A 26,845-nucleotide genomic window follows, 5' to 3' on the forward strand; every position below is an offset into this window, starting at 1 on the left:
GTATCTTTGTTAATTTTAATTTATTAATATGTTTTCTATTATTGAATATTCATTGTTATTGTTGATGATCTGTTGGTTTATAAATTCAAATTTGTGGAAAAGCTTGTGGATTATGATGATTGTGTTTATATTTTCAGGAAATATTTTGCGAGCATTATAATATTCTAATAGAGTTGATGAATTTAAATTAGGTGTACTTAAGAGCCCCTTTAATGTTGTTGATAATTGAATAGTTTTGTTTAAATGTGTAGAGTGTGATATGAAGTGGGAGAGGAATATAAACGAATTTTCTTCCTTTATTGTAAGCGGATTTAAAAAAGTACAAAATTCTTTTAAAGTTTGATTTTTAAGTTTACCTAAAATAATGGGAATAATTTTTATATCTTGTTTTATATCTTTGATAAAATTTAATACAATTTCAATTTTATGGTCATTTTCTATTATTTTATCTTCTGTATTTGTAAACTCAAAATTTTTTATTAAATTGATTATGTTTATATTGACATCAATTGTTTTATTAAAGAATTTCCAAGCTTGATGATCTGAGATATTAATCTTTGAGTTTTCTTTTGTTTTTGAGAATATAAACACATTTTTTGTATCATGTGCTAGTATTTTTTTGAACAGAGCAATATTTTTTAAGAAAAACTCATAAGTACCATAACTAATTAAAAGTGCTTTATGAGTTTTTCTTTTATTTAATTTAAATAATTTTAAATTGCAATCATTAGTTGAATAAAATATATTATCAACTAAACTATTTCTTATTTTGTTTATCTGTTGTGTCCTTTAATTGCTTCTTCTACTGTATTTATTTCCATAAATTCCGTACCTTTATTAGTATCTCTATTTGGATTTCCGGAAATAATTACTATGATATCTGAATCTTGAACTACTTCTTGTGTTTTAAGCATTTCAAGAGAGGTTACTACAAATTCAGTTGTTGCCTTGAAGTTATGATCAACCAGGTTCGCATAAACACCATAAGAGAGTGATAATTCTCTTGCAATCCTTTCATTATTTGTTGTAATAAATAGAGGTACACTTGCTCTGTATGTTGCCATTATTCTTGCGGTTCTTCCTTTAAGTGAATCAACGATAATGGCTTTAACAGGCATTATTTTGGTTGCATCAATTGCACATTTAATAATATAGTTTCTTATGATCCTTTTGCTGTTGAAAATCTCATCTTGAAATAGTGTTTTTTCTCTATATTTTTCAACTTCTATAGCAATTTTAGTCATCATTTTAACAGCTTCAATTGGGTATTTGCCATAAGCTGTCTCTCCAGATAGCATGATGGCATCTGTGCCATTTAAAATTGCATTGGCCACATCAGATACTTCTGCTCTTGTAGGTCTTGGATTTTCAATCATTGTGTGCAACATTTGTGTTGCAGTAATTACGGGTATTCCGTATTTAATGCAGGTTTTTGTTATTTTAATTTGTGCTAAAGGAACATCTTCAGCTGGTATTTCAACTCCCATATCTCCTCTTGCGACCATAATCCCATAAGAGGCCTTTGCAATTTCTTCAATATTATCAATTCCTTCTTGATTTTCGACTTTGGCAATAATTTTAACGTCTGGATTTCCAGCAGCATTTAATATATCTTTAACGTCTTGAATATCTTTTGCATGTCTTACGAATGAATGGGCAATAAAATCAATATTTTGTTTTGCTGCAAGTTCAATAAATCCCTTATCTTTTTCAGTGATAGATTGTAGTTTAAGTGAAATTCCCGGTGTATTAATTGATTTTTTATTTTTGATTTGTCCGTCGTTTTTAACTTTGCAGATTAATCTATCTGCAAGTTTTTCAATAACAGTCATTTCAAGTTCGCCATCATCAATAAGAATTGTCGAACCATTTGGAACTTCATTTACAAATCCATTGTAGTTTGTTTGCAATGCATTAGGCTCATTGATAGGTGATGTTGAGATTATTATTTTGTCTCCTATTTTAACGGTAATAGGATTTTCAATATTAGCTGTTCTAACTTCTGGTCCTTTTGTATCGATCATTAATGCTATTTTGTTTGAAACTTGTCTGACATTGTTTATTACTCTTATTGCATCGTCATGAGATTGATGAGCAGTATTAAGTCTTATTACATTTACTCCTGCTTCATATAACTCTTTTATGTGTTCTGTATCACATCTAAGGTCAGATATTGTTGCTACTATTTTTGTTAATTTTTGTATCATTTATTTTTCTCCTACAGTACTTAAATTTTATGCTTTTTAAGCTTCAATAACAATATTTTTTTAAGAACTTGTCATTTTATTTTAAGATTAGATTAACATATATTATAAACTTAATTTTTGTTTTTTAGTTTGTTTAATATTTTGGTGTCTAGTTTGATATTTAAATTTTTTTCCCTATTAGGTATTACAAGTCCTTTTTTTTCTCCTTTGATTCTTCTTAAATATTTAACATTGGTATAGTAAAGATCAGCTTCGCCCGATTGTCTTGCAGGTTTTGTATAAAACACACATAAGTTTCCAGCATCTATCAAGACTTCAAGAGGAGGTGTTTTGTCTTTTTTGCTCTTAATAAAAACATAAGCACCAGGATAGTCTCTTGTGTGTAACCAGTAATCATTTCCCTTTGCCCAATTTCTTAAAAGTTCATCGTTTTCTTTTGCATTTTTGCCTACAACAATTTCAAATCCATAAGATATGAAATGAAGGCCAATAGATGGTTTTTTTGTGATTTTTTGTTTTTTTGTTCTTTCATTTTCCGGTATGATATAGTTTGTTTTGTCGACATAAACTGTCTTTGATATTAATGTATTGTATTGTGTTTTTGCATATTCTAATTGTTCTTGTATGATCTTTAAAGAATTTTTGTTTTTTTTGTATTCTTTAAAATATTTCAAAGCATTATCTTTAGGGAGTAATGCTTTGTCCAACATTATTTTAATTTGTTCACCATTGTTATTGTTTAAAATGATTTTATCCATTCCTTTTTTTATTCTGTTAATGTTTGATAGGATCATTTCACCTTTTTTTCTTTGCTCTTCGATTTTTTCAATTGAGTTTATTTGTTTCTCTAGAAAGCTTATTTTTTTTTCTAAATTTATTTTCTCTTTTTCGTATTTTTGCTTAAGTAATTCTATATTGTGCACCTGAGTCTCTTTTATTTCTAAATTGTCATAGTAATTTTCAATAAATTCGGAGTAAGATATTTTATTGTTATATCCATCTTTAAGTTTGACTTCTTTTTTGTCAGTTATATTATTATTTTCAATAATTTCTTTGGCTTTTGTGAATATTTCACCTGTAATTTCTTTTGATCTTGGTCTTCTATAATATGCATCAAGGATTTTAAAATTTGCGTCTGTTGCAATTATATTAGGAGATGATGGCCATAATTTTATTAAGATAAAGATTATTATCTTATTTTTAAACACTTTAATTAAAATTATTCTTTCATTTTTTATTTGATATGCCTCAAATATTTTACCATTTTGAACTTTTGATTTTAGAAATTCAAAAAATCTTAAAGGAGGTTTGATATTTTCAAATTTCTTATTTGTTTTGTGAATTCTTATTTTTTTTGGATCTAATGAGATTAATATATTAAAATTTTTTTCATCTGTTTCTTTATTATAAAGTTCCATAATCAAAGTTTTATGGTTGGGCTGTTTGATTTTTCTTAAAAATGAATTTTTTAGTGGCACTTCTTTAAGTAAGATATTTATTTCACTGTAGTTTAATGACATTTTATCCCCTTTGATCTTTTGTTAACTATGTTTATTATTAATTTATAAAATGGTATATTATGATAATAGCTTATTATTATAACAAGTGGTACTATTTATATTAGACATAGATCGTACAATAATGTATTTGTTGTTAAATTGAGCTTAGTAATATACGAGTTTTATAATGAAGAAAATAATATTAATTTTTTGTCCTTGTTTAATTTTTGCTCAAGTATCTGCCAATCAATATTTTGAGAATATTTATTCAAACTACCAAAATATAGAAGATATGCAGGCTAAGATTAGTCTTAATATAAAAGGATTAAAGCAAACAGGAACTTTGTTATATAAATCTCCCGATAAATTTATTGTTAATTTGGATTCAAATAATCAGGTTTTTGTAAGTGATGGTGAAATTTTAACCGTTTATGTACCAACTCTTGGTACTTCTTTTAGACAACAGTTGACTATGGGAAAAGTGGGAAGTGGTTTTATGAATATTTTAAGTACTGAGTATAGTGTGTCTTATACTAATTCTCCAAATTTAGAACCACTTGACGAATCTGGAGGAGGTGGGAGTACAGAAAATTTTATAAAATTGACTTTTTCAAGGCGACTTTATAAGGGTGCTGCTACGATTGATTCCTTTATGATTGCTTTTACACGAAATGGTGTAATTAGGAGAGTTATTGCTTATCCTACAGATCGTGGTCGAGAAATAATTATTGATCTTTTATCTGTAAAATTTAATGTTGGAATCCCTGATAGTAGATTTAAGTATGATCTGCCAAAAACTTCAAATAAAGTGGATAATTTTTTATATGATGTTAAAAAAACTTGAGGTGTTGAGAAATGGAAAGAAATAATTTCATTAGATTTGGAGATTTTATAAAAAAGGCTCGGATTGATAAGGGTTTAACCCTTGAGATGATATCTGATGATATTAGAATTTCTGTTAAATATCTTAAGGCACTTGAAGATTCTAATATTGAATTATTTCCAAATGAAGTTTTAGCTTTAGGATTTTTAAGGACTTATAGTGAGTATTTAGGAATTGATGTTTGGTATGTCTCGTCCCTTTTTAAAGAATACAAAAGAAGACTTAATAGTAGCTATATTGGAATTAAGACTGAGGATCAAAATGACAGTTTAAATTTTGTAAACGAAGGCAGACTTGGGAGTCAGTATTTAGATCTGTCTAAGATAGCTTTTCCTAGAATGATTCAAATACTAGTAGGATTAGTTAGTATTATATTGTTAATACTTTTAATTTCAAATTTTAGTGGGATTAAGCAATTTGTAGGAAAATTTTTTAAAGCAAATCATGCTGCAAAACGAGCTTTAGAAGTTCATGAAGTTCTTTTTGATAAAGAAAGTTTTTGGAATGTTATGCTTGGAGATGGTGATTTTTTATCTTTAGTTTATGGCAATGCTATTGTAAATTATAGAGTCTCTTTTATGAATGATGATTTGGTTGTTACAAATGATTTGAGAAATGAGCGATATGTTTTTAAATTAGGCAAATTTCGGGAAATAAATTTAAGTGATAATGTTAAAGTTAAGATTGCGTATGATAATTATTCTCAAGGTAAGGTTCGAAAGGCTCATGTAAGCTTAGAATCTTTTATGCTTAATATTGAATATGTGCTTGAAACTAGTCTTTCTAGTAGATTTAATGTTTTAAATTGGGGTTTTGAAGTTAATGGACCTAAGAGTAGATCGATTAGTGAGTATCCTACTGTATATTCTTCTCAAGATATTTCCAACATTGATTTAATGATTAATTTTTTAAACGATACGTTTTTAAGATATGCTGATGAGAATAATATTTATGGTAAATCTTTGCTTGTATCTAAGAAGGTTCCTCTTAATTTAAATTTCAAAAAATCTTTAATCTTATTTTTGTCAAGACTTTCTGATGTTAATATTATTCTTCAAGGTAAGGATATTACTTCTATTTTAAAGGGTTATGGAAGAGAAATAATGGCAGTTCAATTTTTTTGGTTAAAAACCCCTGGAGGTTTTGATCTTAAGGTTTCTGAAGTTTATTAATGGACAAAATAGAAAAATTTTTCTTTAGTTTAAATTCTTATCAGAAACAAATTGTTTTAGATGATACTAAAAATCCCATTCTTGTTTTGGCAGGTCCAGGCAGTGGTAAAACAAGGGTTATAACGGCTAAAATAACACACTTAATAAAAAAAATGCAATTAAAACCAGAAGAGATTCTTGCTTTAACATTTACAAATAAAGCTGCAAATGAGATGAATTTAAGACTAAATTATCTTTTTGATTTTAATAAGGCTTTGCATATTCAGACTTTTCATTCTTTTGGTGCTTGGCTTTTGAGACTTTATTTTAAAGAATTTGATAAAAATTATGATTCAAATTTTACAATTTGGGATACTAATGATGTTGTTAAATTTATTAAGCAAATTGGGCTTGCTTCAACCATTGAACTTTCAAAGTATGTTGCGTCTCTCATATTTAAATATAAGGAAAATTGCTTTTTAGATAATTATTGTGGTATTGATGAAAAAAGTTACAAAGATATTAAATTTTATGAGCAAGAAAAATCTAAAAATAATGCTTTTGATTTTGCTGATCTTATTCTTAAAACCGTTTTGATGTTAAGAAATTGTAAAGATATAAAGATGAGGGTTCAGAAAAAATTTAAGGCTATTTTTGTAGATGAGTATCAAGATACCAATTATACACAGTTTTTATTTTTAAAAGAGCTTTATTGTAAAGATATGCATTTTATGGTAGTAGGAGATGAAGATCAGTCTATTTATTCTTTTAGAGGCTCTAGAATTGAAAATATTTTTGAATTTGAAAAAATGTTTGACAATGTGTCTAAATATTATTTGGTACAAAATTATCGTTCTAGTTTAAGCATTGTTAATGTTGCAAATGATGTTATTTCAAAAAATAGAAATCGATATGAAAAAGTAATAACTACAGAAAATAAAATGGGCAAGAAGATAAGATTTTTTGTTTTTCAAAATCCTGCGGAAGAGGCTGAGTATTTTTCTAATTTCCTTATTGAAAATAAGCTTGAGACAGCTATTCTTTATAGATTTAATTACCAGTCCTTGCAGTTTGAGAAATCTTTTTTAAAACATAATATTCCACATAAAATATTAGGTTCAATTAGATTTTATGAAAGAGAAGAGATTAAAGATGTAATTTCTTTGTTAAGACTTTTTGTAAATAAAAAAGATAAAATTTCTTTCTTAAGAGTAATAAATAAACCTGCTAGGGGGATTGGAAAAACTACTACGAATAAAATAATTGCAATACTCAATGATCGTAATGTTAATTTTGATTTAATTCTTGCAAGTAGAAAAGTTGCTGAGAGTCTTAAGGGCAAAGCAAAAGATTCTCTTGTTACTTTTTTAAATCTGTATGATAAACTAGCAGAAAATATACAAAAAGATGTTTATGTAAATTTATCTGAATTTATTAAAAATGTTGTAATTAGATCTGGATTTTGGGATTATTATCAAAAATTTGATGAGGATGAAAAATCTAGAAATATTGATGAACTTATCAGCAGTGGAGTTGAATATTCAGGCAGTTTTGAGGGACTTGTAATATTTTTGGAAAATTCATCTATTTCACCTTTAATACATGGAGATTTTAACTCTAGTGTACTACTCTCTTCAATTCATGGGGTTAAAGGACTTGAATTTAATAGAGTGATAATATCTGGTCTTGAAAAGGGTTTATTGCCTGCTGAGATCGAAGAATTGACTAAAGAGAGACTGGAAGAGGAGAGAAGACTTTTTTATGTTGCTATTACTAGAGCCAAATTTGAGCTTATTGTGACGATTAATTTGCAAAGATTTTTTGGAGGCATGCTCAAAAATACAGCTATGTCAATCTTTTTTCAAGATATTAGCAAAGATAATTATGATATTGTTTTTGTTCCAGAATATTTAAAAGATAATTTTAAATATTTTTTTTCAAAAAATGGTAATAAAAGCTTTAATATTGGAGATTATATAACTTATAATGGTGAAAACGGAATAGTTGTTGATAAGTGGTATCAAAATGGTGAGCCATTTATTAAAATTAATCTGAGAAATGGTAAAAAAGCTATTTTAAGTTCAAGTTATATTAAAGGACTTGCCAAAATTTAGAGGTTAAATTTGAAAGATATTAAAGATATTCGTTTAGAAGATAGTTTAAAGTTAAGCTTACTAAGATTAAGTAAGAATGAAGAACGAGAATTTGCCATTAAATTTGAAAAAATTATTGGCATGTTAAATAAAATTTCTGAATTTGAGATAAAAGATGGCATTCAAAAAGAGGCATGTAACTTTTCTGTTTTAAGAAACGATGAAATTTTACCTTCTTTGGCGATTGGATCTATTAAAAATTTTAGCAATGTGTTTGTAGATGGTTACTTTTCATCACCTAAAGTGCTTGAATAGGGAGTATTGATTTGGACTTCAGAGGTTTAAGTTTAATAAAAATTAGAGAATTAATATTGACTCGCAGGTGTAAAATTTATGATATTGTGCTCTTTTATAAAGAACTTTATGAAGCAAATAAGGATATCAATGGATATATTGAATTTTTTGATGATTCATTAGAATTGGCAAAAAAATATGATGAACTTTTGGGTAGAGGTGAGGGGCAAAATTTACCCTTAATTGGTATGCCCATTGCTGTTAAAGATAATATTTCAATTGAAAATAAAGCCTTGACTTGTGCATCTGAACTTTTGCAAGGATATGTTTCTCCTTATGATGCAACTGTTATTAAGAGATTAAAAGATAATGGTGCAATTATGCTTGGTAGAACTAATATGGATGAATTTGCAATGGGCTCTTCTTGTGAGTTTTCTTATTATGGTGTTACGCTTAATCCTTTAAATAAAGAATATGTTGTAGGTGGTAGTTCTGGTGGTTCTGGAGCTGTTGTTGCTGCCGGTCAAGCTCCTTTTGCACTTGGTAGTGATACTGGAGGTTCTGTTAGGCTTCCTGCGTCCTTTTCAAGTTTAATTGGTTTTAAGCCTTCTTATGGAGGTTTATCTCGTTATGGACTTGTATCATATGCGTCATCTCTTGATCAAATAGGATTTTTTGCTAATTCTATTGATGATGTGGCTTTAATATTAAAATATACTTGTGGAATTGATAAAATGGATGCTACCAGCATAGATATTATTCAAGATCCTTATCCATTGTTAGGTAAATCTTTAGCAGGTATTAAATTAGCTGTAATTAAAGAACTTAGTGAAAATTTGATGGAACCTGAGGTTGCATGCGAATTTTCTAAATTTAAATCTGCACTTTTAAACAGAGGCGTTGAACTTTATGAAGTTTCAATAGAGGCAGTAAGCTTTGTACTTTCTCTTTACTATTCATTATCTCCAGTTGAAGCTGCATCTAACCTTGCTCGTTATACTTGTCTTCATTATGGGAAAAGGTTAAGTGATGAATTAAATCTTAGTGATTTTTACTATAGACATAGGAGTTTGTTTTTAAGAGAAGAAGTGAAAAGGCGTATTGTGCTTGGTAATTATTTGTTATCAGAAGGTTATGATTTGCAATACTATGTAAAGGCTTGTAAAATTATTGAAAATGTATTGGTTCCAAAATTCAATGAGATTTTTAATAATTATTCATATATTATTACGCCTACAAGTTTTGTGAAACCTTTTAAAATTGGTGAAAATTTTGATAATCCTATAAAGATGTATTATTCTGATCTGTGTACTGTGATTGCTAATCTTATTGGGGCCCCTGCGCTATCTATTCCCTTTTCTCAAGATGATAGGGGATTGCCTATTGGTATGCAAATAATTGGCCAAGTTAAGAGAGATTTTGAGCTTTTAAGTTTTGCAAAAAATGTAATAGAGGAATTGGGATTAAATGGAATATAAGTTACTTGTTGGTTTAGAAGTTCATGTACAATTAGGATTAAAAACCAAAGCTTTTTGTGGGTGTAAGAATGATTTTGGTGGTATTCCAAATTCTCGTACTTGTCCAACATGTCTTGGACTTCCTGGAGCATTGCCTAGTATAAATAAAGAACTTATTAGTAGTGCAATTTTAGCTGGGCATGTTACTAATTCTAAAATTAAAAATATTGTTAAGTTTGATAGAAAGCATTATGCTTATCCCGATTTACCTAAGGGATATCAAATATCTCAAAATGATGCACCAATTTGTGAAAATGGATTTATTTTTATTGAGACTTGTTCAGGTTTAAAAAAAATCAATATTGTTAGGATACATATGGAAGAAGATTCTGGCAAGAGTTTGCATTTACTTGAGAGTGAAAATCGAAGTTATATTGATTTTAATCGTTCAGGTGCACCATTACTAGAAATTGTCTCAAAACCAGATATTAGTAATGTAGAAGAAGCCGTAGCTTATTTGAGTGCTTTAAGAGAAATTTTTAGATATCTTAATTTGTCTGATTGTAACATGGAAAACGGGTCATTTCGTTGTGATGTCAACGTTAATTTACTTATCAATGAGAATAATATTGAGTATAAAACCCCCATTTCTGAGATAAAGAATTTAAATTCTTTTAAATCGGTAAAATTGGCAATTGATTATGAAAAGTCAAGACAAAAAGAAGAGTGGATTTTACATAGAAAAACTTTTGAGAGTGTAGGTAAACGTACAATGGGTTTTGATGATAAAAAGGGTATTACAGTGCTTCAAAGAAGTAAAGAGACGGTAGCTGATTATCGTTATATAAAGGAGCCCGATTTGCCTTTGATCAAACTCGATGATTCTTATATTGAAAGTATAAAGTCTAATAGAATGGTGGAATTGCCTTTTGATACAAGAGTTAGATTAAAAGAGCAATATGGTCTTAGTGATTTTGATGTTGTGACTTTAACGGCTGATAAAAACTTGGTTAAATATTTTGAAGAGGCAGCAATTGCCTCAAGTGATCCTAAGAGAGTGGCAAATTGGATATTGTCTGAGGTATTAAGTGTACTAAATGATAGAGAGATAAGTATACTTGATTTTAATTTACCACCATCATATATTAGTGAACTTGTTGAATTCATTGTTAGTGATAGGGTAAGTGGTAAGATAGCAAAAGAAATATTTTTAGAAATGCTTGATCGAAATGTTTCTTCTACTATCATTATTAATGAAAAAAATTTAGCACAGATAAGTGATAGCTCTTTCATTGAGTCAATTGTGTTTGAGGTTTTGAATGAAAACCCTAAATCAATTGAACTTTATAAAAAAGGTAAGAGTCATGCAATTAAGTTCATGATGGGTCAAATTATGCGCAAAACTTCTGGAAGGGTTAATCCCGTTCTTGCAAATGATATTTTAATGAATAAATTAAGGGATGTATAATAAATCTTTATTTAGCTGTTTTCCAATAATTAAAAGAGCAAGATTTTTTTATCTTTATGATATTAGTGGTAATAGGTATTTGGATTTGTACTTAAATGGGGGCCTAAATTTTTTAGGACATAGGGTTCAAGGGTTAAATCTTATTCTTAAGCAAACTTTTTCAAGAGGTCTTACTGCTTCTTATCCTTCTGTTTTTAGAAAACAATTTGAAAATGTTCTTTTTTCTTTTTTTAAAGAAGCAGGATTTGTGTGTATTTTTAAATTTGAAAGGGATGCTAGAGACTTTTTGTTATCTTTAACAGACCATTGTTGTTTTAGTAGTCCTTGGGAGGAAAAACAAGGTATATATGAATTTAAGGCTGGATTTAATAATTTTAGATATCCTATGCTTGTAAAGATCCCAATGCCTGGATGCATGTCTATTAACATTGCTATAGTAGATAATTTATCTAGAAAAATAGAATTTAGAGATTCTTTTGATGCTTTAACTTTAGCGATTGCTAGACATATGCTTACTAAGATTTTGTCTTATGAAAAAAGTACAAAAATTAATTTTAATATTTTTGCTACACCTATATTTAAACTAATTAATAGATATATGTTTCCTCTTTATAAATCTGAGTATCATGATGAAATTTTTAATGAGTATTTAAAGAATGGCTATTTAATTAGTCCTTTTTTTGATGTTCCTTCGCTTGTTCCTTTAAAATTTTCTAAAGGAGATTTAGATGGTTTTCACAAAGTTTCTCTTAAGCTACAGGATAAATTTGGCTGTTAGTATTGACAGGTTAACTTACAAATAATACAATGAAAAAGTATAAGTTTGTAGAATATCTAAGTGAGGACTGTGTATTATTATGAATAGGATAACGAATAATAAGACAATATGGGTTAAACCTAAGTGTGTAGAGAAAAAATGGTGTGTGATTGATGCGTCAGATAAAGTTCTTGGTAGAGTTGCTACAGAAGCTGTTAAAATTTTAAGAGGTAAGCATAAGCCCTATTATACGCCCCACCAAGAGTTAGGTGATAATGTTATAATTATTAATGCTTCAAAGATTAGGCTTACTGGTAAAAAATATTCTCAAAAAATTTATTATAGACATTCAAGATATCCTGGAGGTCTTCGCTCTGATACTTTTAGAACATTATCTGAGAGAAATCCAACAGCTCCTCTTGAAATAGCTATTAAGGGTATGTTACCAAAGGGACCTTTGGGACGTGAACTTTTTAGAAATCTTAAAGTTTTTGCGGGTTCTAATCACATGCTTAGTTCTCAAAATTTTTATAAATTAGAAGCAAATTAAGAGAGGAAAAATGGCAAAATCAAATGTTAAAGGCATTAATTTAGGAATGGGTACGGGAAGGAGAAAGTCTTCTGTTGCTAGGGTTTATATTAGGGAAGGTAAAGGTGATATTAAGATCAACAATAAAGATTTTGATTCTTATATTCAACTTGAAAATTTAAAGACAATTGCTCTATCTCCATTAGTTTTAACAAATACTCTTGGAAAATATGACCTTTACATTAATATTTATGGCGGAGGCATTTCAGGTCAGTCCGGTGCTATTAGACATGGTATTGCAAGAGCTCTTTTTGATCTTAACGAAGAGTATAAAATGATTCTTAAGTCCAATGGGTTTTTAACAAGAGATTCGCGAAAAGTTGAGCGTAAAAAATTTGGTAAGAAAAAGGCTAGGAAGAGCTTTCAGTTTTCAAAAAGATAAGTATTTTGTTTATATAAAAAAAAGCCCTTCTTATGAGGGCTTTAGTTATTATTATTGTTTTTTAATGGAATAAAAAACGTCTCTTCCGTGGTATTCGGCAATACTTCCTAATTCTTCTTCTATTCTTAAGAGTTGATTATACTTAGCTATTCTGTCTGTTCTTGATAAAGATCCTGTCTTGATTTGTCCTGTTCCAAGTGCAACAACAAGATCGGCAATTGTTGTATCTTCTGTTTCTCCTGAACGATGTGAAACTATTGCAGTATATCCTGCTTTTTTTGCCATTTCTACAGCTTCAAAAGTTTCAGTTAGTGTTCCAATTTGATTTACTTTAATAAGAATTGCATTTGCAACTTGCATTTCAATTCCTTTTTTAAGGAATGATGTGTTTGTTACAAATAAATCGTCACCAACAAGTTGAACCTTATTTCCAATCTTATCTGTAAGTTTTTTCCAGCCGTCCCAATCTTCTTCAGCCATTCCATCTTCAATTGATATGATAGGATATTTTTCTACCCATTTTGCCCAGTATTCAACCATTTCTTTGGATGTGAGTTCTTCTTTTGTTGACCATCTAAGTACATATTTTTTTGTTTTTGGATCGTATAATTCAGATGTTGCTGGATCAAGAGCAATTGCGATATCTGTTCCAGGTGTATATCCTGCACTTTGTATTGCTTCCATAATAACTTCACAAGCTTCTTCGTTTGACTTTAAATTTGGTGCAAATCCACCCTCATCTCCAACAGCTGTTGCATAACCTTTTTTACTTAAAATACCTTTAAGTGTATGGAAAACCTCAGCAGACATTCTTATTGCATCACTGAAAGTTTTTGCTCCAATTGGCATTATCATAAATTCTTGAAAATCGACACAGTTATCTGAGTGCGCACCTCCATTTATAATATTACACATTGGTGTAGGTAAAATATTGGCTTTGTAGGCACCAAGATATTGATAAACTTTAAGTCCAAGGTGTTCGGCTGCTGCTCTAGCTGTAGCCATTGAAACTGCAAGAATAGCATTAGCCCCAAGTTTTGATTTATTAGGAGTTCCATCAAGTTCAAGCATTTTTTTGTCAATTTCAACTTGGTTTAAAGCACTCATTCCTTCAAGTTCTGGAGAGATAATATTTATTATATTTTCAACTGCTTTTAGTACCCCTTTACCCATATAAATAGATTTATTACCATCTCTTAATTCAACAGCTTCATGGGTTCCTGTTGATGCACCTGATGGAACAGCTGCTCTACCTAGAGAACCATCTTCAAGTATGACATCTGCTTCAACAGTTGGATTTCCTCTAGAATCAATTATTTGCCTAGCTTTTACTTCATAAATATGAAAGCCCATTTTCCGCTCCTTATTGATTAATATTTGTATATTTACTTTAGTATATATATTTTAGTATAATGATAAGTAAGATAAATGTGTAGTATTTTGGTAAAAAGAATTGTTTATTGGATTTTATAATTAAATCATGGAAAAAATTTTAGGTGGGCTATTTTATTTTATATTCTTTTTCTTTAATATTTTTAATGTTTGTTCACAATATTATGTAATTGAAAATTTTGATTTATCTTTAAATGAATTTTTAGAAGTTTCAACAAGAAAGGATAATTTATCACCAATTGTTGACTCTAAGAGAGTCATTATGTTTTATCCTCCAAATAAGGATATTAGGAAAATTTTTGCTGCTTTTGACTTTGATGGTTATGCAAAAAAGTATTTATTTAAGAAAAATAGATATGGACTTTTTTTTGTAAAGATTAATCTTCCTCATGGAGTTGGTAGCATTAAGTATAGGCTTGTTGTAGATGGTATTTGGACAAATGATGAATATAATAAAAATGTAGTCTTTAATAAAGACTCAATACCATTTTCTATAATTGATATAGGTGTAGATCATAGTTACGTGTCTTTACGAAATCCGATTGATTCTTCTGATGGAAGAGAAGTTGAAATTTTTTATATAGGTCGCCCTGGACAGATTGTTACAATAGCTGGCAATTTTAATAATTTTAATCCATTTTTAAATAGATTAGTTGAACAAGAACCCTATAAAGGGGTGTATACTATTAAGCTTAAAGACCTTCCTAAAGGTCGAATTTATTATTATTTTGTTGATTCTGGAAATAAAGTTATAGATAAGAATAATGTTAATAGAATTAATCTATATTCGGTTGAAGGTATTGACAATAAGATGGATTTTGAAGTTTCTTATTTTGATAATTAATCGCTTGAAGGGAAAAATTGAAGTTTTTGTTAGCACTTTTTAATACAATTTATCTATGGAAATATAAAAATTTATACTAAATTAAGTTAATAACTCACATTGTTTTGTGAGGTCTAAATATAGAAATCTGGGGTCGGACAAATAAAAGTTTATTTGTCTTAAGTATCATTTTTATTTATCAGACTATTCATTTCATCAAAAAGGTACTTAGATACGAAATGATCCTTTTCCACTTCCTCAAGAATTGTATTTTCTGGTGTTATAGATGTGTTTAGTATATTTGTTAGGGAGGGTTCATCAAGTTTGATAGTTTTATTTTTTATTTTTTCAGGATCAATTTCAGGGATAGATGCTATTAATGTTTTAGTGTATGGATGCTTAGGGTTTGAGAATAAAATTTCTCTAGGCGCAATCTCTAAAATGACCCCCAGATACATTACTGCAATTTTATCGCTCATGTATTTTACTACTGCCAAGTCATGTGAAATGAATAGATAAGATAAATTCAATTCTTTTTGTAAGTCTTTAAGTAAATTTAAAATTTGTGCTCTTATTGATACATCTAGTGCAGAGACGGCTTCGTCTAACAGTAATAGCTTGGGATTTAGAGCAAGTGCTCTTGCTATCCCTATTCTTTGTCTTTGTCCTCCTGAAAATTCGTGTGGATATCTAAATAGCATGCTTTTTGCAAGTCCAGTAATATCCATTAATTCATTTACTCTTTTTTCTATTTCTTGCTTGGTTCTTGGGAAAATTTTATTTTCGTTGTATATCACTAATGGTTCTGCTATTATTTCTTTTATTGTCATTCTTGGATTGAGAGATGTGTGTGGATCTTGGAATACCATTTGCATGTCTTTTTTTGTCTTTAAAAGTTCTCTTTTTGACAGTTTAGTAATATCTTTTCCATTGAAATATATGTTGCCAGATGTTGGTGTGTAGATCTGCATTATTGTTCTTAAGGTTGTTGATTTTCCACATCCAGATTCTCCAACCAGTCCTAATGTTTTGTTACGTTCAACTTCAAAGCTGATACCATTTACGGCATTTACCTTACGTTTATTTTTCCAAAATAAAAAGTTTTCCCCAATTGTGAATGTTTGTACTAAGTTTTTTACTTTAAGAATTATGTCTTTTTCATCTTTCATTTAAAGCCTCCCATTTTGTTTGTAATAGTTTCAATAGGATTATCTTTCATTGAATAAAGTTTTTCATTTGGATCCTTATTAAGAGTAAGTATTGATTTTAAAAGCCCAATTGTATATGGATGTTTAGGATTTTTAAATATTTCTTGTACTGTACCTTCTTCTACAAATTTTCCTTGGTACATTACAGAAACTGTATCGCATACTTCTGCAACTACTCCTAAATCATGGGTTATTAATATGGTGGATGTATTAAATTTTTTAGACAGGCTTTTTATGAGTAGTAATATTTGTTCTTGGATTGTGACATCAAGAGCTGTGGTTGGTTCGTCTGCTATTAATAATGATGGATGGCAACTGAGAGCCATTGCAATCATAACTCTTTGCCTCATTCCCCCTGAAAATTGGTGTGGATAATGTTCTATTCGCTCTTCTGCATTTATAACACCAACTGTTTTTAACATTTCTATTGCTTTTTGCTTTGCTGTTTTTTTATCTAATTTTTGATGTAACATTATTGTTTCTTCAATTTGTGTAGATATTCTTAAATATGGATTTAACGAAGTCATTGGATCTTGGAATATCATTGCTATTTTATTGCCTCTAATATTTTGAAGTTCTTTTTCGCTAAGTTTTAGTAAGTCTTGACCTTCAAATAGTATTTCACCGGTTTTGTATACTGTCGTAATTTCAGGAAGTAATTTTAGTATTGCCATGCTTGTGACAGATTTACCGCTACCAGATTCTCCAACAATAGCCCTAATTTCCCCTTTTTTCATTTTTAAGTTTATGTTGCTTACAGGATATATTGTTGTATGCTTCAATTTAAACTCAATTGATAAATCTCTTATATCTAGCATATAGTTTTCTTTCATTTAATGTCTCCTATAAGTTGTCTTTTGGATCAAATGCATCTCTTAATCCGTCGCCTAAAAAGTTCATAAATAGTAAAAATATTGTCATTACTGTTGCTGGGATGAAAATTTTCCATGGGTATTCAATAAATGTGGGGATTCCGTTTTTGATTAATTCTCCCCAACTAGTCATTGGTGCTGATATTCCCAGACCTAAGAATGATAAAAATGATTCGAGTATAATGAATGATGGAACATTCATTGTTGCAATAATTATTATCATGCCAAAGCTGTTAGGAATTAAATGTTTAAATATCATTCTCTTATTTGTTGCACCTAGTGTTTTAGCTGCCTGTATAAATTCAGATCTTGCAAGTGATTTTACTTGCCCTCTTACGATCCTAGCAATTGTTAGCCATGAGATAATGCTAATTGCAATAAATATCCCAATTATATTTCTTTCCATAACAGTCATTAAAATTATTATGACAAGCAAAGTAGGTAAGACATAAAAAATTTCTATTATTTTAGTTATTATCCTATCGATAATACCACCAAAAAAGCCTGCTATTGCACCTATTATAGTGCCTATGATCATTGATATTAGTGCTCCAATAAAGCCTACAGATATTGATATTTGACTTCCTTGTATTATTCTTGCAAGCAAATCTCGTCCAAGACTATCTGTTCCTAGTAGGTATATTCTTTTGTGTATTTTAATTTCTTTTCCATCAATTATTTGAACCTCGGTCTCTATTTTTCTTTTTATCTCTTCTAGTTTTGTTTTTTCTTCCTTATTGATTTCTCGTTTTTCCTTTGCTGATAATCTTTTTATGAAATGAAGTTCCTTTTCATACCATAATTCTCCAGCATACTTAAGAGATGGGGGCAAATCAGCATGTTCTACTACTTGAGTATTATATTTGTATATTGGTAGTATTGGCCTAAGTATTGCAATTAGTATATAAAATCCGATGATAAATATACTAATAAATGCAAGTTTGTTTTCCTTAAATCTTAACCAAGCTCTTTTGTTTGCTGTGTGGATTTCGACGTAGGTGTCTTGCTTTTCGTGTTCGTTCATTTTGTTCTCCTATGTTCTTGGATCAAGCTTTTTATAAGCAATATCAGATGCTAAAATGGAAATGAGCAATATTGTTGAATATACTAATAGTGAACCCATGAGTAGTGGATAATCCCTGTTTAGAGATGATTCTACTGTAAATGTACCCATTCCAGCAATTCTAAATATTTGTTCAATAACCATACTGCCAGAAATTATACCAGCAAATGCAGGTCCTATATAACTTATTAGAGGGAGTATAGAGCCTATTAACACATGCTTTCTAATTATTACATTAAAACTTAGTCCTTTGGCTTTTGCTGTTCTTACAAAATCGCTCTTTAGTATTTCTAACATAGAACCTCTAATAATGCGTGTAAAAATAGCTATCCATGGCAGACTCATTGTTAATATTGGCATAATTAAATTTATAAGACCTCCTCGTTCCGAAATCCATCCAGAAGTGTAAAATAATTTTAATTTTACAGATAAAAAATATTGTAAAAGAGGACCAGTCACAAAGGTGGGTACAGAAATTCCACATATTACTGCTATTCTTATTATATAATCGGTACGAGTGTTTTTTTGGGTCGCTGCTAATGAGCCTAGCAAAATTCCAAGTGTGAGAGATATTATTAAGCTTATTATTCCAATTGTAAATGATTTAGGAAATCCTAATTTTATGTATTGATTTACATTTAAATCTTTCTTTACTAATGATGGCCCAAAGTCTCCTTTTAAAATGTTTGTGATGTAGTAGTAAGCTTGCACATAAAAAGGTTTGTCAAGATGGTATTTTTGCATCAATTTTTCTTTAACTTGAGGGTCAATGGGTTTTTCAGAATCAAATGGGTTTCCGGGAGCAAGCCTCATTATTAAAAAACACAAAAAAATTATCACTATTAAAGTTGGTACTGTTTCTAGTATTTTTTGCATGGTAAACTTTAACATAATTGCTCCTTATTATAACAGAAAGATTTTTTTCATTGTATAATTGGTTATTTTAACATATGAGATTCAAATTTTTTCAAAAAATATTGAATTTATTTTAATTGGGAAAATTAATACCATTAAGCTAGCCTTATTTTATGCACTAATATATAAATTACGATTTTTAAAGGAAAGGATCAAATAACAATAAACAGACATCTATTAAGATAGATGTCTGTTTATTGTTATTTGATCCTTTTAATTTCAGAGAAATTAAATCTTTCTGGAGTGTTAGGTATCCAACCAGTCCATTTGTCATTTTTGAATAAATAATTTCCTGAATATATGTATATTGGGGCTACAGGGAAATCTTTATTTATAATTATTTCTTCAGCTTGTCTTAAAATGTTTTGTCTTTTGATTGGATCTTGCTCGCGATCAGATTGGTTTATTAAATTTTCATATTTTTTATTAAAGTACTTGTATGAGGAAAAATGTGCAAACTCTTTTTGGAATAAACTGAAGAATGTTAATGGATCTGAATAATCACCCATCCAACCAGATCTTGCTATTTCATAATTCCCTTTTTGTTTGGTTTCTAAGAATGATGACCATTCTTCATTTTCAAGTACAATGTTGATATTTAAAATTTTTTCCCATTGATTTTGAACAAATTCAGCAATTTTTTTATGACTTTCATTTGTATTATATTTGAGTTTTAGTTGAGGGAAGTTTTCACCATTAGGATAACCAGCTTCAGCCATTAGTTCTTTTGCTCTTTGTGGATTAAATAATTCTAGTGGTTTTCCGTAAGAATAATGATTAAAGTTTGGGCTTATATTTCTTGTAGGAATAGAACCATTATCTATAACTTTTTTTGTTAATGTTTCTCTATCAATAGCAAGAGTTAAAGCTTCTCTAACCTTTACATTATCAAGAGGTTTGACTTGTGTGTTAAATGAGAAGTAGTAAAGACCATTAATAGCAGATGAATAATAATCATTTCTTAATTTTATTTCTTTTATTAAATCAGGTGGAATTGCTCCATATGTAAGCATATCAATTTCATTATTTTCATACATTCTATAGGCAGTTGATGCATCATTTATTGTGTAAAATATAAGTTCTTGTAATTCAATATTTTCAGCGTTAAAGTATTTATCATTTTTTATAAGTGATATTTTTTCGTTAGGTTTTCTTTCCTTTAGTTTGTATGCACCACTTACTACCATGTTTTCAGGATTTGTCCAGTTTTTTCCATATTTTTCAATAGCATGAACTGGTACTGGTATGAAAGATTGGTGTACTAGCATATCTAAAAAGTAAGCTTTTGGAGCAATAATAGAGATCTCTAGTGTCAAGTCATCTATAGTTTTAATACCAAGTTCAGATTCTGGTATTTTGTTCTCGAAGTAATCTTGTGCATTTTTGATTGTTGACTTAATCATGCCGACATAATTTGATGCTGTATCTTTATTTAACATCCTAAGATAAGATCTTCTTATACCTTCAGCAGTAATAGGGACCCCGTCACTCCAAACGATATCTTTTCGTAAGTGAAATGTATATATAGTTCCATCATCGGATATGTCCCAAGATTGAGCTAGCCCTGGCTTGTATCCACCAGTTTTTGAGTCACTATCTACTATACCACTAAACATTTGTGCAACTATAATTGCACCTATTTTGTCTTCAGTTAATTGCGGATCTATTGATTTAGGTTCTCCTCCCATGCTGATTTTGAAAGACGAATCTTTTTTGCTATTTTCCTTACTGCAGGATAAAATAGCTATTAAGAAAAATATCATAAATGTATATTTTCTTATTTTCATTCTTTTACCTCCTATTTACTAAAGTTAATTCTAATGCAATTAAAACAGTTAAAAGTTTTAAAGTTTTTTTCCTATAAAAATTTTTTTATTGAACTTTTTAATTTATTTGGTAAAAATTTATTATACCATAAAGTAAGTTTAAATATAAAGATAATAATAGAGGCATATGAATGTAGAATATTATTGGATATTAAGTTAGATGTGTATCTTTGCTTACATTTTTGAATAGTTACTTGGTGTTCGATATAAAAAAGTTATAAAGTAAAATAATGAACTATTATAAAAGAGATTTAGGTGCAAAAATGTTGAGATGATTTTGAAAGCTCTGATTATGTAATAAAAACCACTCCTATAATTTATAGGAGTGGTTTTTAATCATTATTAAGTGTTAGTTTATTAATTTTAAAGTTATTTTCATATTTTATTATTAATTACTGATATTTTCTCTTTTATATTTTATTTCTTCATAAAGATAAGCTTCTGAAACATTAGGGATCCAACCAGTCCATTTGTCATGCCTAAATAGATAGTATGATTTAAGTATTGAGAGTGGAGCTACAGGAAAATCTTGCTCTATAATTATAGCCTCAGCTTGTCTTAAAATGTCTTGTCTTTGTAGTGGGTCTTGTGCAAAATTAGATTGTTCTATTAACTTATCATATTTTTTGTTTGAGTAGCCATATGCTCCAAATCCTTGATTTTCTGTTGTAAATAGACTTTCAAGAAATGTTAGTGGATCTGAATAATCACCTGTCCATCCCATATATGATGTTTGATAATTACCTTTGTTTCTATTATTTAGGAATGTATTCCATTCTTCAATTTCAATTTCAATGTTAATGTTTAGTATTTTTTTAAGTTGTTCTTGCAAGAACTCTGCAGTTATTGCCATTCCATTTCGTTGTGAGGTTTTATATTTAAGAGTTGGAAAACCTGCTCCATCGGGATAACCAGCTTCAGCTAATAGTTGTTTTGCTCTTTGTGGGTCAAATAATTTTAATTGTTTCCCGTAAGAATAATGCTCAAATGATGGTGTTAAGTTTCTTGTTGGTTTTGATTGACCCTTTAGAGTAATCTTGTTGAGTGCTTCTCTGTCAATAGCAAGAGTTAAGGCTTCTCTAACCTTTACATTATCAAGTGGTTTGATGGTGATGTTAAATGCCATGTAGGCTACTCTATTTACAGGATGAGAATAATAGTCATTTCTTATTCTAGCTTCATCTAAATATTCTGATGCTACTTTGGTTAGGAAATCAAGTTCGTCATTTATGTACATGTTATACGCGGTGTTTCCTTGTACCTGGTAAAATATCACTTCATCTATTTCAACATTTGAGGCATTGTAATACTTATCGTTTTTTTCAAGCACTATTTTTTCATTTGGTATTCTTGTCTTTAATTTGTATGCACCACTTACTACTATATTTTCAGGATTGGTCCAATTTTGCCCATATTTTTCAATAGCATGAACTGGAACTGGTATAAATGTTTGATGTGCTAACATATCAAGAAAATAAGGTTTTGGAGCAACTAAAGTTATCTCTAAAGTTGAGTTGTTTATAGCTTTAATACCAAGTTCGGATTCCGGTATTTTACCTTCGAAGTAATCTTGTGCATTTTTGATTGTTGATTTAACGATGTCAACGTATTGTGAACCTGTTTCTTTATTTAAAACTCTAAGGTAAGACTTTCGAATTCCTTCAGCAGTAATGGGAACCCCATCACTCCAAATAATACCTTCTCTTAAGTGTAGTGTGTATATAAGTCCATCTGCAGATATATCCCAAGATTGAGCTAATCCTGGTTTATGTCCTCCAGTTTGTGTGTTTCTTGTTGTTAAACCTGCAAATGTGTTTATAATTATGTTAAATGCTTGAACAGAAGTAGCAAGTTGAGGATCAATTGAATCAGGTTCGACTTCATTTGTTACTCTAAATATTATCTTATCTTTGTGTTCATCACCGGAACAGGAAGTTAGCCATATAATCAATAAAGATAAGAAAAGAATTATTGTTTTGTATTTCATAGTTGATTTATTCTCCTTATAAATATTTTTTATTTTTATTTTTTTTGAATTATTCTTGTTTAACATACTTGAATGGATTTTACTTTAATTTGCTAAATAAATAAAGTATAATTATGTAAAATATTTACATGTAATTATATATATATATATATGTAATATTTTGGTTTACTAGTATCTTTTTTTCAAGAACTTTAAAGGATGAAGTTTTATGTTTATACGTAATGAGAGTTTTAATAAATATTTTAAAGGTATTGAGAATGAATTGTTTAGTAGGTTTAAAGCTATTGAAAAAATAAATTATTTAAATAATTCTTATCATGAAGCAGATTCTGTTAGTAGGAGTTTGGTTGATACAATGATTAAAAGACTTCTTAAGAGTAGTTCTACTATTGTTGGTATTCAAAATATTTTAAAGCTTTATGAGAAATCTAAATTTGGTAAGTCTTCAATTATATTAATGGAACATTATAGTAATTTTGATTTTCCTTGTTTTCAGTTTTTGCTTAATCAAATGAATTGTAAGGAAGTTTCAGAACATATTGTCCCTATAGCTGGTGTTAAACTTTTTAAAGATAATTTATTAATTAAAAGTCTATCTTTAGGTTATAGTGTGATATTTATTTATCCTCCACATGCATTTGTTGGTGTTGATCATGAAACGATTAGGGAGCGACGGGTTTTTAATGCTAATTCTATGAGATGTATTGCAGATAAAAAGAGTAGTGGTTATATGATTCTTATTTTTCCGACGGCTACAAGATATAGGAAAGGTAAGCCTGAGACTAAAAAAATAATTTCAGAAATTTCAAGTTATTTTAAGCTTTTTGATTATTTTATAATGGTTGGTGTTAATGGGAGTATTCTTGAAGTTTCATCAAATGAAGATATGTCTTGTGATGTTTTTAAAGAAGATATTCTTGTTTATAATGCAACGGAAATATTAGATGTACTTGAATACAAAAATTTAATTTTAGAGCAGTTAAATCAAGAAGGTTTAGAACCAACAAAAGAGATTTTGGGTCCTAGAATTGCTGATGATTTAGAGAAACGTTTTAAGGTTCTTCATGAAGAAGGAGCCAAGATATATAGTGGTTTGATTTAGGATTTTGATTGTAGTATGCCAGATATAGAAAAAATAAATAAGTTTAAAAGAGAATTATTAGATAATATTTCCGATGAAAGGGCTCAAAAGGAACGTTTTGGCATTCAGATGGATATTGAACCTCCTAAAGATGGGGAGTCTATTGTTCCTTGGGAAAATCAAGAAGAAGTTTTTGATTTAGAAGAAGAACCTGATGATGAGCTTGATTTGGATACTATGCTTGGTGATCTTGATAGTAAGGAAGATCATAAGGATTTATCTAATGAAAATGATATTGCAATTTTAAAAGATTCTGAAAAAGTAGATATTGATCCTGAGTTTAATGATTTAGATAATGATTTTGATGTTTTAAGTTCTCATCTTGAAGAAAATCTTGAAAAAGTTCTTGATGATAATTCTATTAGTTTAGACGATGCTATTAACTTTGATTTAGATAATAATGCTGATAGTTTGCAAAATTTAGATATAGAGAGTGATTTAGATTTATTAAATTCTGATGATTCTACTGATAATGAGATTGATGCTAATAATTTGAGTCAGGAATCTTTAAATGATAGTAATGATGATCTTGATCTTGAGAATATGATTAGTGGTCTAAATGAATCAGGTGAAACAGGTGATCGTTTAGAAATGCCTTACAATGATGAATCTCTTTCTAATGAAAATTCTGAAAATTTTAGTGATGGTGAAGAGGATAATTGGTCTAATCTTTCAGATGATTTTGAATTTTTGGAAGATGACCAAAAAGAACCTTTGGGTACACATAATTTTAGAATTAATTATCCTTTATTTTTCAAAAATTTAGATTCTTATCCTAGAAATTTGAGAATTGCTATTGCTGAGGCTTTAATGCTAAAGAATGTCTCTAGGTACAAAATTGAAGCATTAATTGATCTTGTTGAACAAAATAAGAAAGGGCTTAAGTTTATTGCTAAATTTGTTGGAGACATTGTTGGTCGTTCTGTTAAATTGCCTGTTATGTATTATAAAGCAGAGGAATTTAGCAAGCTTGAAAAAAATTTTAGCTATAGACTTTCTAAAGCTTTAACTCCAATCTTTAAAATTGCATCTCTTTTTGTTATTTTAACTTTTTTGTTTTTTTATTTTTTAGTTGATGTTATGTTTTTTTATATTGCATCTGATAAAAAATATAAAGAGGGAATCTCATATATATATGAGAATAAAAGAGAGCTTGCTAAAGCTATTTTTAGGGATGCATATTATATGAAACCTAACAAAAAGTGGTTTTTAACTTATGCTAAAGCTTTTGAAGATGTAAGAGATTTTGATAGTGCTGAGGAAAAATATGAAGAATTATTTACCATTGATCCATTTTCTGTGGATGCTTCTAAGAGAAGACGTAAAAATTTTGATAGGGATGGGTATATATCTTATGCTTCTATGAAAATGAGGCTTGGTGAGTATGCTGATGCCAATGCTATTTTGGATGAGGTTATATCTTATTTTATTTATGATTATGAGGCATTAATGGCTAAGGGTGATAATTATTTTCAGTGGGCTCAAAGAGATCCTGCATATTACAAAGATAGCATTAATAATTACACTATTTTGCTTTCAAAGTATGGTCATAAAAAGGAAATTTTGTTTAAACTTTTTAATGCTTACATTGAGGCTGGTGCTGAAAGAGAAGCTGAAGATTTAAATGCTTTTATTAAGGTAAATAAAGAATTAGATATTGATGAAGTAGTTTATACTAAATATGCTAAGAAATTGATAGATAAATATGTCGAGCTTACAGTTTATAATAAGAGAATAAATGCTCTTTCTAAAAATTTGAAATATTTCACTGCTCAAATGAACTTACTTAATAAAGAATTTTCTAGTTTTAAGGCAGGTAATGGAAAAAGTATTTCCAATGCTTTAAATGATATTAATATTAACTCAGAGATTGAATATATTCTTAGAAGAATTTTATTCAAAAATCCTGACTATGATAAGGCTCTTTTTGAGAGTGGTAGATATTTTTATTATATGGGTGATCTTAAGAAATCAGAAGGGTATTTATTAACAGCACTAAATAGTTTTAGACAAAAAGATTCAATTGAAAATTCATCTGAAAAGATTGTTGCTTATAGAATTTTGTCAGATATTTATGAGAGGAGCAATGATGCTCTTAAGGCAAGTAATATTGTTAGTCTGGCTTTAAATGAGTATGATTTTTATAAAAAAAATGGTCTTGTTAAAGGCTCTAAAGAGCTTGCTTTAATTTATGAAAAGCAGGGGGATATTCTTAGAACTTTAAATGGTTTTAAATCGGCTATATCTTCTTATGAAATGGCAATAAATGAAGGAGTTAATTCCCCAGATGTTTATTACAAATTAGCATTGCTTAATTATAAGGAAAATAATTATAAAGATGCATTAACTTATTTATTTAGAGTTAAAAATATGTCAGGATTTGCAAATAGTAATAAAGTTTTAAACTCAATTGCGTCTGTTCTTTACAAGATGGGTGATTTTGAAGCTGCTAGGAGTTATTATTTAAGAGTATTGCAGAACTTGGAATCAGAAAAGTCTAGTATTTTAAATTTTAAACCTCAAGGGAATGATCATCATAAAGCTTTATTGATAAAAGAAATTGAAATTTACAATAATCTAGGTGTTGTTGAGATAAGAGCATCTCTTGGTGATAGGATTGACTCTGGTGTTGTTAGAAATGATAATCTTTTTGATTCGGGGATTGCGAATTTGACTGAATCTTCTAGAATATTTGATCTTTTAAATCGTGATGATGAGATGGTTAAGAGTGTTAAAAAAGATCTTGCTAGTTTAAATCTTAGAGGTATTTTTAAGAATGATTTTATTGGTTCTAAGATTTTATTCTATGATAATTTGGCTGATAATCTTTAAATTGTT

22 protein-coding genes are annotated in these 26,845 nt (G+C 29.0%); 12 read left to right on the forward strand and 10 right to left on the reverse strand.

All coding sequences use genetic code 11. From position 1 onward, the window contains the following. Positions 1–15: 15 nt before the first annotated feature. The 3 genes from amrB to QMG63_RS02725 all read right to left on the reverse strand — a co-directional run bounded on the left by amrB (position 16) and on the right by QMG63_RS02725 (position 3,727). On the reverse strand, positions 16–768 hold the full coding sequence (amrB, locus tag QMG63_RS02715) for an AmmeMemoRadiSam system protein B (protein ID WP_281862086.1): 753 nt from the start codon (positions 766–768) through the stop codon (positions 16–18). A gap of 5 nt (positions 769–773) precedes the next feature. Next, the gene (gene pyk / locus QMG63_RS02720; RefSeq protein ID WP_281861488.1) at positions 774–2,207 is read right to left on the reverse strand and encodes a pyruvate kinase; all 1,434 of its coding nucleotides are present in this window, start codon (positions 2,205–2,207) and stop codon (positions 774–776) included. Positions 2,208–2,317: 110 nt separating this feature from the next. Next, the gene (locus tag QMG63_RS02725) at positions 2,318–3,727 is read right to left on the reverse strand and encodes an NFACT RNA binding domain-containing protein (protein ID WP_281861490.1); all 1,410 of its coding nucleotides are present in this window, start codon (positions 3,725–3,727) and stop codon (positions 2,318–2,320) included. A 166-nt stretch (positions 3,728–3,893) separates the two neighbouring features. Here QMG63_RS02725 and QMG63_RS02730 point away from each other — a divergent pair, with 166 nt between their 5' ends. The 9 genes from QMG63_RS02730 to rpsI all read left to right on the forward strand — a co-directional run bounded on the left by QMG63_RS02730 (position 3,894) and on the right by rpsI (position 12,780). Continuing rightward, positions 3,894–4,550, forward strand: coding sequence for a LolA family protein (locus QMG63_RS02730; RefSeq protein WP_281861492.1), 657 nt, complete (start codon positions 3,894–3,896; stop codon positions 4,548–4,550). A gap of 11 nt (positions 4,551–4,561) precedes the next feature. Beyond that, on the forward strand, positions 4,562–5,761 hold the full coding sequence (locus QMG63_RS02735; RefSeq protein ID WP_281861493.1) for a helix-turn-helix domain-containing protein: 1,200 nt from the start codon (positions 4,562–4,564) through the stop codon (positions 5,759–5,761). Further along, positions 5,761–7,854, forward strand: coding sequence for an ATP-dependent helicase (locus QMG63_RS02740; RefSeq protein ID WP_281861495.1), 2,094 nt, complete (start codon positions 5,761–5,763; stop codon positions 7,852–7,854). Before QMG63_RS02735 ends, QMG63_RS02740 begins: the two co-directional genes overlap by 1 nt. A gap of 18 nt (positions 7,855–7,872) precedes the next feature. Then, positions 7,873–8,148 (forward strand): Asp-tRNA(Asn)/Glu-tRNA(Gln) amidotransferase subunit GatC, encoded by a 276-nt coding sequence (gatC, locus tag QMG63_RS02745; RefSeq protein ID WP_281862088.1) that lies wholly within the window; start codon positions 7,873–7,875, stop codon positions 8,146–8,148. An 11-nt stretch (positions 8,149–8,159) separates the two neighbouring features. After that, complete coding sequence (gene gatA / locus QMG63_RS02750) at positions 8,160–9,605, forward strand: Asp-tRNA(Asn)/Glu-tRNA(Gln) amidotransferase subunit GatA (protein ID WP_281861497.1); 1,446 nt, start codon at positions 8,160–8,162, stop codon at positions 9,603–9,605. Then, on the forward strand, positions 9,595–11,052 hold the full coding sequence (gatB, locus tag QMG63_RS02755) for an Asp-tRNA(Asn)/Glu-tRNA(Gln) amidotransferase subunit GatB (protein ID WP_281861499.1): 1,458 nt from the start codon (positions 9,595–9,597) through the stop codon (positions 11,050–11,052). Before gatA ends, gatB begins: the two co-directional genes overlap by 11 nt. Then, on the forward strand, positions 11,045–11,830 hold the full coding sequence (locus tag QMG63_RS02760) for a hypothetical protein (protein WP_281861501.1): 786 nt from the start codon (positions 11,045–11,047) through the stop codon (positions 11,828–11,830). The genes gatB and QMG63_RS02760 overlap by 8 nt, the downstream gene beginning before the upstream one ends. Before the next feature lie 79 nt (positions 11,831–11,909). Beyond that, a complete protein-coding gene (gene rplM, locus QMG63_RS02765) occupies positions 11,910–12,359 on the forward strand; it encodes a 50S ribosomal protein L13 (RefSeq protein WP_281861503.1) in 450 nt (149 codons plus the stop codon). Positions 12,360–12,369: 10 nt separating this feature from the next. After that, on the forward strand, positions 12,370–12,780 hold the full coding sequence (gene rpsI / locus QMG63_RS02770) for a 30S ribosomal protein S9 (protein ID WP_281861505.1): 411 nt from the start codon (positions 12,370–12,372) through the stop codon (positions 12,778–12,780). Between the two features lie 51 nt (positions 12,781–12,831). Here the strand turns inward: rpsI and eno are convergent, their stop codons facing one another. Then, positions 12,832–14,133, reverse strand: coding sequence for a phosphopyruvate hydratase (eno, locus tag QMG63_RS02775; protein ID WP_281861507.1), 1,302 nt, complete (start codon positions 14,131–14,133; stop codon positions 12,832–12,834). Positions 14,134–14,260: 127 nt separating this feature from the next. Here eno and QMG63_RS02780 point away from each other — a divergent pair, with 127 nt between their 5' ends. Then, positions 14,261–15,016, forward strand: a complete 756-nt coding sequence (locus tag QMG63_RS02780; RefSeq protein WP_281861509.1) for an early set domain-containing protein — start codon at positions 14,261–14,263, stop codon at positions 15,014–15,016. Positions 15,017–15,174: 158 nt separating this feature from the next. On the opposite strand, the gene QMG63_RS02785 is transcribed toward QMG63_RS02780, so the two are convergent. From QMG63_RS02785 to QMG63_RS02810, 6 genes are all read right to left on the reverse strand, one after another. Beyond that, a complete protein-coding gene (locus QMG63_RS02785) occupies positions 15,175–16,164 on the reverse strand; it encodes an ABC transporter ATP-binding protein (RefSeq protein ID WP_281861510.1) in 990 nt (329 codons plus the stop codon). After that, the gene (locus tag QMG63_RS02790) at positions 16,161–17,036 is read right to left on the reverse strand and encodes an ABC transporter ATP-binding protein (protein ID WP_281861512.1); all 876 of its coding nucleotides are present in this window, start codon (positions 17,034–17,036) and stop codon (positions 16,161–16,163) included. Before QMG63_RS02790 ends, QMG63_RS02785 begins: the two co-directional genes overlap by 4 nt. A gap of 10 nt (positions 17,037–17,046) precedes the next feature. After that, positions 17,047–18,099 carry an ABC transporter permease gene (locus tag QMG63_RS02795; RefSeq protein WP_281861513.1) on the reverse strand — a complete coding sequence of 351 codons (1,053 nt, stop codon included), beginning with the start codon at positions 18,097–18,099 and terminating at the stop codon, positions 17,047–17,049. A gap of 9 nt (positions 18,100–18,108) precedes the next feature. Further along, complete coding sequence (locus QMG63_RS02800) at positions 18,109–19,029, reverse strand: ABC transporter permease (RefSeq protein WP_281861515.1); 921 nt, start codon at positions 19,027–19,029, stop codon at positions 18,109–18,111. Positions 19,030–19,253: 224 nt separating this feature from the next. Next, the gene (locus QMG63_RS02805; RefSeq protein WP_281861517.1) at positions 19,254–20,840 is read right to left on the reverse strand and encodes a peptide ABC transporter substrate-binding protein; all 1,587 of its coding nucleotides are present in this window, start codon (positions 20,838–20,840) and stop codon (positions 19,254–19,256) included. 427 nt (positions 20,841–21,267) lie between these two features. After that, positions 21,268–22,866: a peptide ABC transporter substrate-binding protein gene (locus QMG63_RS02810; protein ID WP_281862090.1), complete on the reverse strand. Its 1,599-nt coding sequence runs from the start codon at positions 22,864–22,866 to the stop codon at positions 21,268–21,270. Positions 22,867–23,074: 208 nt separating this feature from the next. Here QMG63_RS02810 and QMG63_RS02815 point away from each other — a divergent pair, with 208 nt between their 5' ends. Together QMG63_RS02815 and flcA are read left to right on the forward strand one after the other, a co-directional pair. Continuing rightward, positions 23,075–23,968: a 1-acyl-sn-glycerol-3-phosphate acyltransferase gene (locus QMG63_RS02815; RefSeq protein WP_281861519.1), complete on the forward strand. Its 894-nt coding sequence runs from the start codon at positions 23,075–23,077 to the stop codon at positions 23,966–23,968. A gap of 15 nt (positions 23,969–23,983) precedes the next feature. After that, positions 23,984–26,839 carry a periplasmic flagellar collar protein FlcA gene (gene flcA, locus QMG63_RS02820; protein ID WP_281861520.1) on the forward strand — a complete coding sequence of 952 codons (2,856 nt, stop codon included), beginning with the start codon at positions 23,984–23,986 and terminating at the stop codon, positions 26,837–26,839. The last annotated feature ends 6 nt before the right edge of the window (positions 26,840–26,845 follow it).

It is taken from the genome of Candidatus Borrelia fainii (assembly GCF_027925085.1).
In the GTDB taxonomy this organism is placed as follows: Bacteria; Spirochaetota; Spirochaetia; order Borreliales; family Borreliaceae; genus Borrelia; species Borrelia turicatae.

Bases quoted from the DNA above. Each gene is read 5' to 3' on its own strand.
- pyk (WP_281861488.1), bottom strand. From the start codon at position 2,207: ATGATACAAAAATTAACAAAAATAGTAGCAACAATATCTGACCTTAGA.
- QMG63_RS02725 (WP_281861490.1), bottom strand. From the start codon at position 3,727: ATGTCATTAAACTACAGTGAAATAAATATCTTACTTAAAGAAGTGCCA.
- QMG63_RS02730 (WP_281861492.1), top strand. From the start codon at position 3,894: ATGAAGAAAATAATATTAATTTTTTGTCCTTGTTTAATTTTTGCTCAA.
- QMG63_RS02735 (WP_281861493.1), top strand. From the start codon at position 4,562: ATGGAAAGAAATAATTTCATTAGATTTGGAGATTTTATAAAAAAGGCT.
- QMG63_RS02740 (WP_281861495.1), top strand. From the start codon at position 5,761: ATGGACAAAATAGAAAAATTTTTCTTTAGTTTAAATTCTTATCAGAAA.
- gatB (WP_281861499.1), top strand. From the start codon at position 9,595: ATGGAATATAAGTTACTTGTTGGTTTAGAAGTTCATGTACAATTAGGA.
- QMG63_RS02760 (WP_281861501.1), top strand. From the start codon at position 11,045: ATGTATAATAAATCTTTATTTAGCTGTTTTCCAATAATTAAAAGAGCA.
- rplM (WP_281861503.1), top strand. From the start codon at position 11,910: ATGAATAGGATAACGAATAATAAGACAATATGGGTTAAACCTAAGTGT.
- rpsI (WP_281861505.1), top strand. From the start codon at position 12,370: ATGGCAAAATCAAATGTTAAAGGCATTAATTTAGGAATGGGTACGGGA.
- eno (WP_281861507.1), bottom strand. From the start codon at position 14,133: ATGGGCTTTCATATTTATGAAGTAAAAGCTAGGCAAATAATTGATTCT.
- QMG63_RS02780 (WP_281861509.1), top strand. From the start codon at position 14,261: ATGGAAAAAATTTTAGGTGGGCTATTTTATTTTATATTCTTTTTCTTT.
- QMG63_RS02785 (WP_281861510.1), bottom strand. From the start codon at position 16,164: ATGAAAGATGAAAAAGACATAATTCTTAAAGTAAAAAACTTAGTACAA.
- QMG63_RS02790 (WP_281861512.1), bottom strand. From the start codon at position 17,036: ATGAAAGAAAACTATATGCTAGATATAAGAGATTTATCAATTGAGTTT.
- QMG63_RS02795 (WP_281861513.1), bottom strand. From the start codon at position 18,099: ATGAACGAACACGAAAAGCAAGACACCTACGTCGAAATCCACACAGCA.
- QMG63_RS02800 (WP_281861515.1), bottom strand. From the start codon at position 19,029: ATGTTAAAGTTTACCATGCAAAAAATACTAGAAACAGTACCAACTTTA.
- QMG63_RS02805 (WP_281861517.1), bottom strand. From the start codon at position 20,840: ATGAAAATAAGAAAATATACATTTATGATATTTTTCTTAATAGCTATT.
- QMG63_RS02810 (WP_281862090.1), bottom strand. From the start codon at position 22,866: ATGAAATACAAAACAATAATTCTTTTCTTATCTTTATTGATTATATGG.
- QMG63_RS02815 (WP_281861519.1), top strand. From the start codon at position 23,075: ATGTTTATACGTAATGAGAGTTTTAATAAATATTTTAAAGGTATTGAG.
- flcA (WP_281861520.1), top strand. From the start codon at position 23,984: ATGCCAGATATAGAAAAAATAAATAAGTTTAAAAGAGAATTATTAGAT.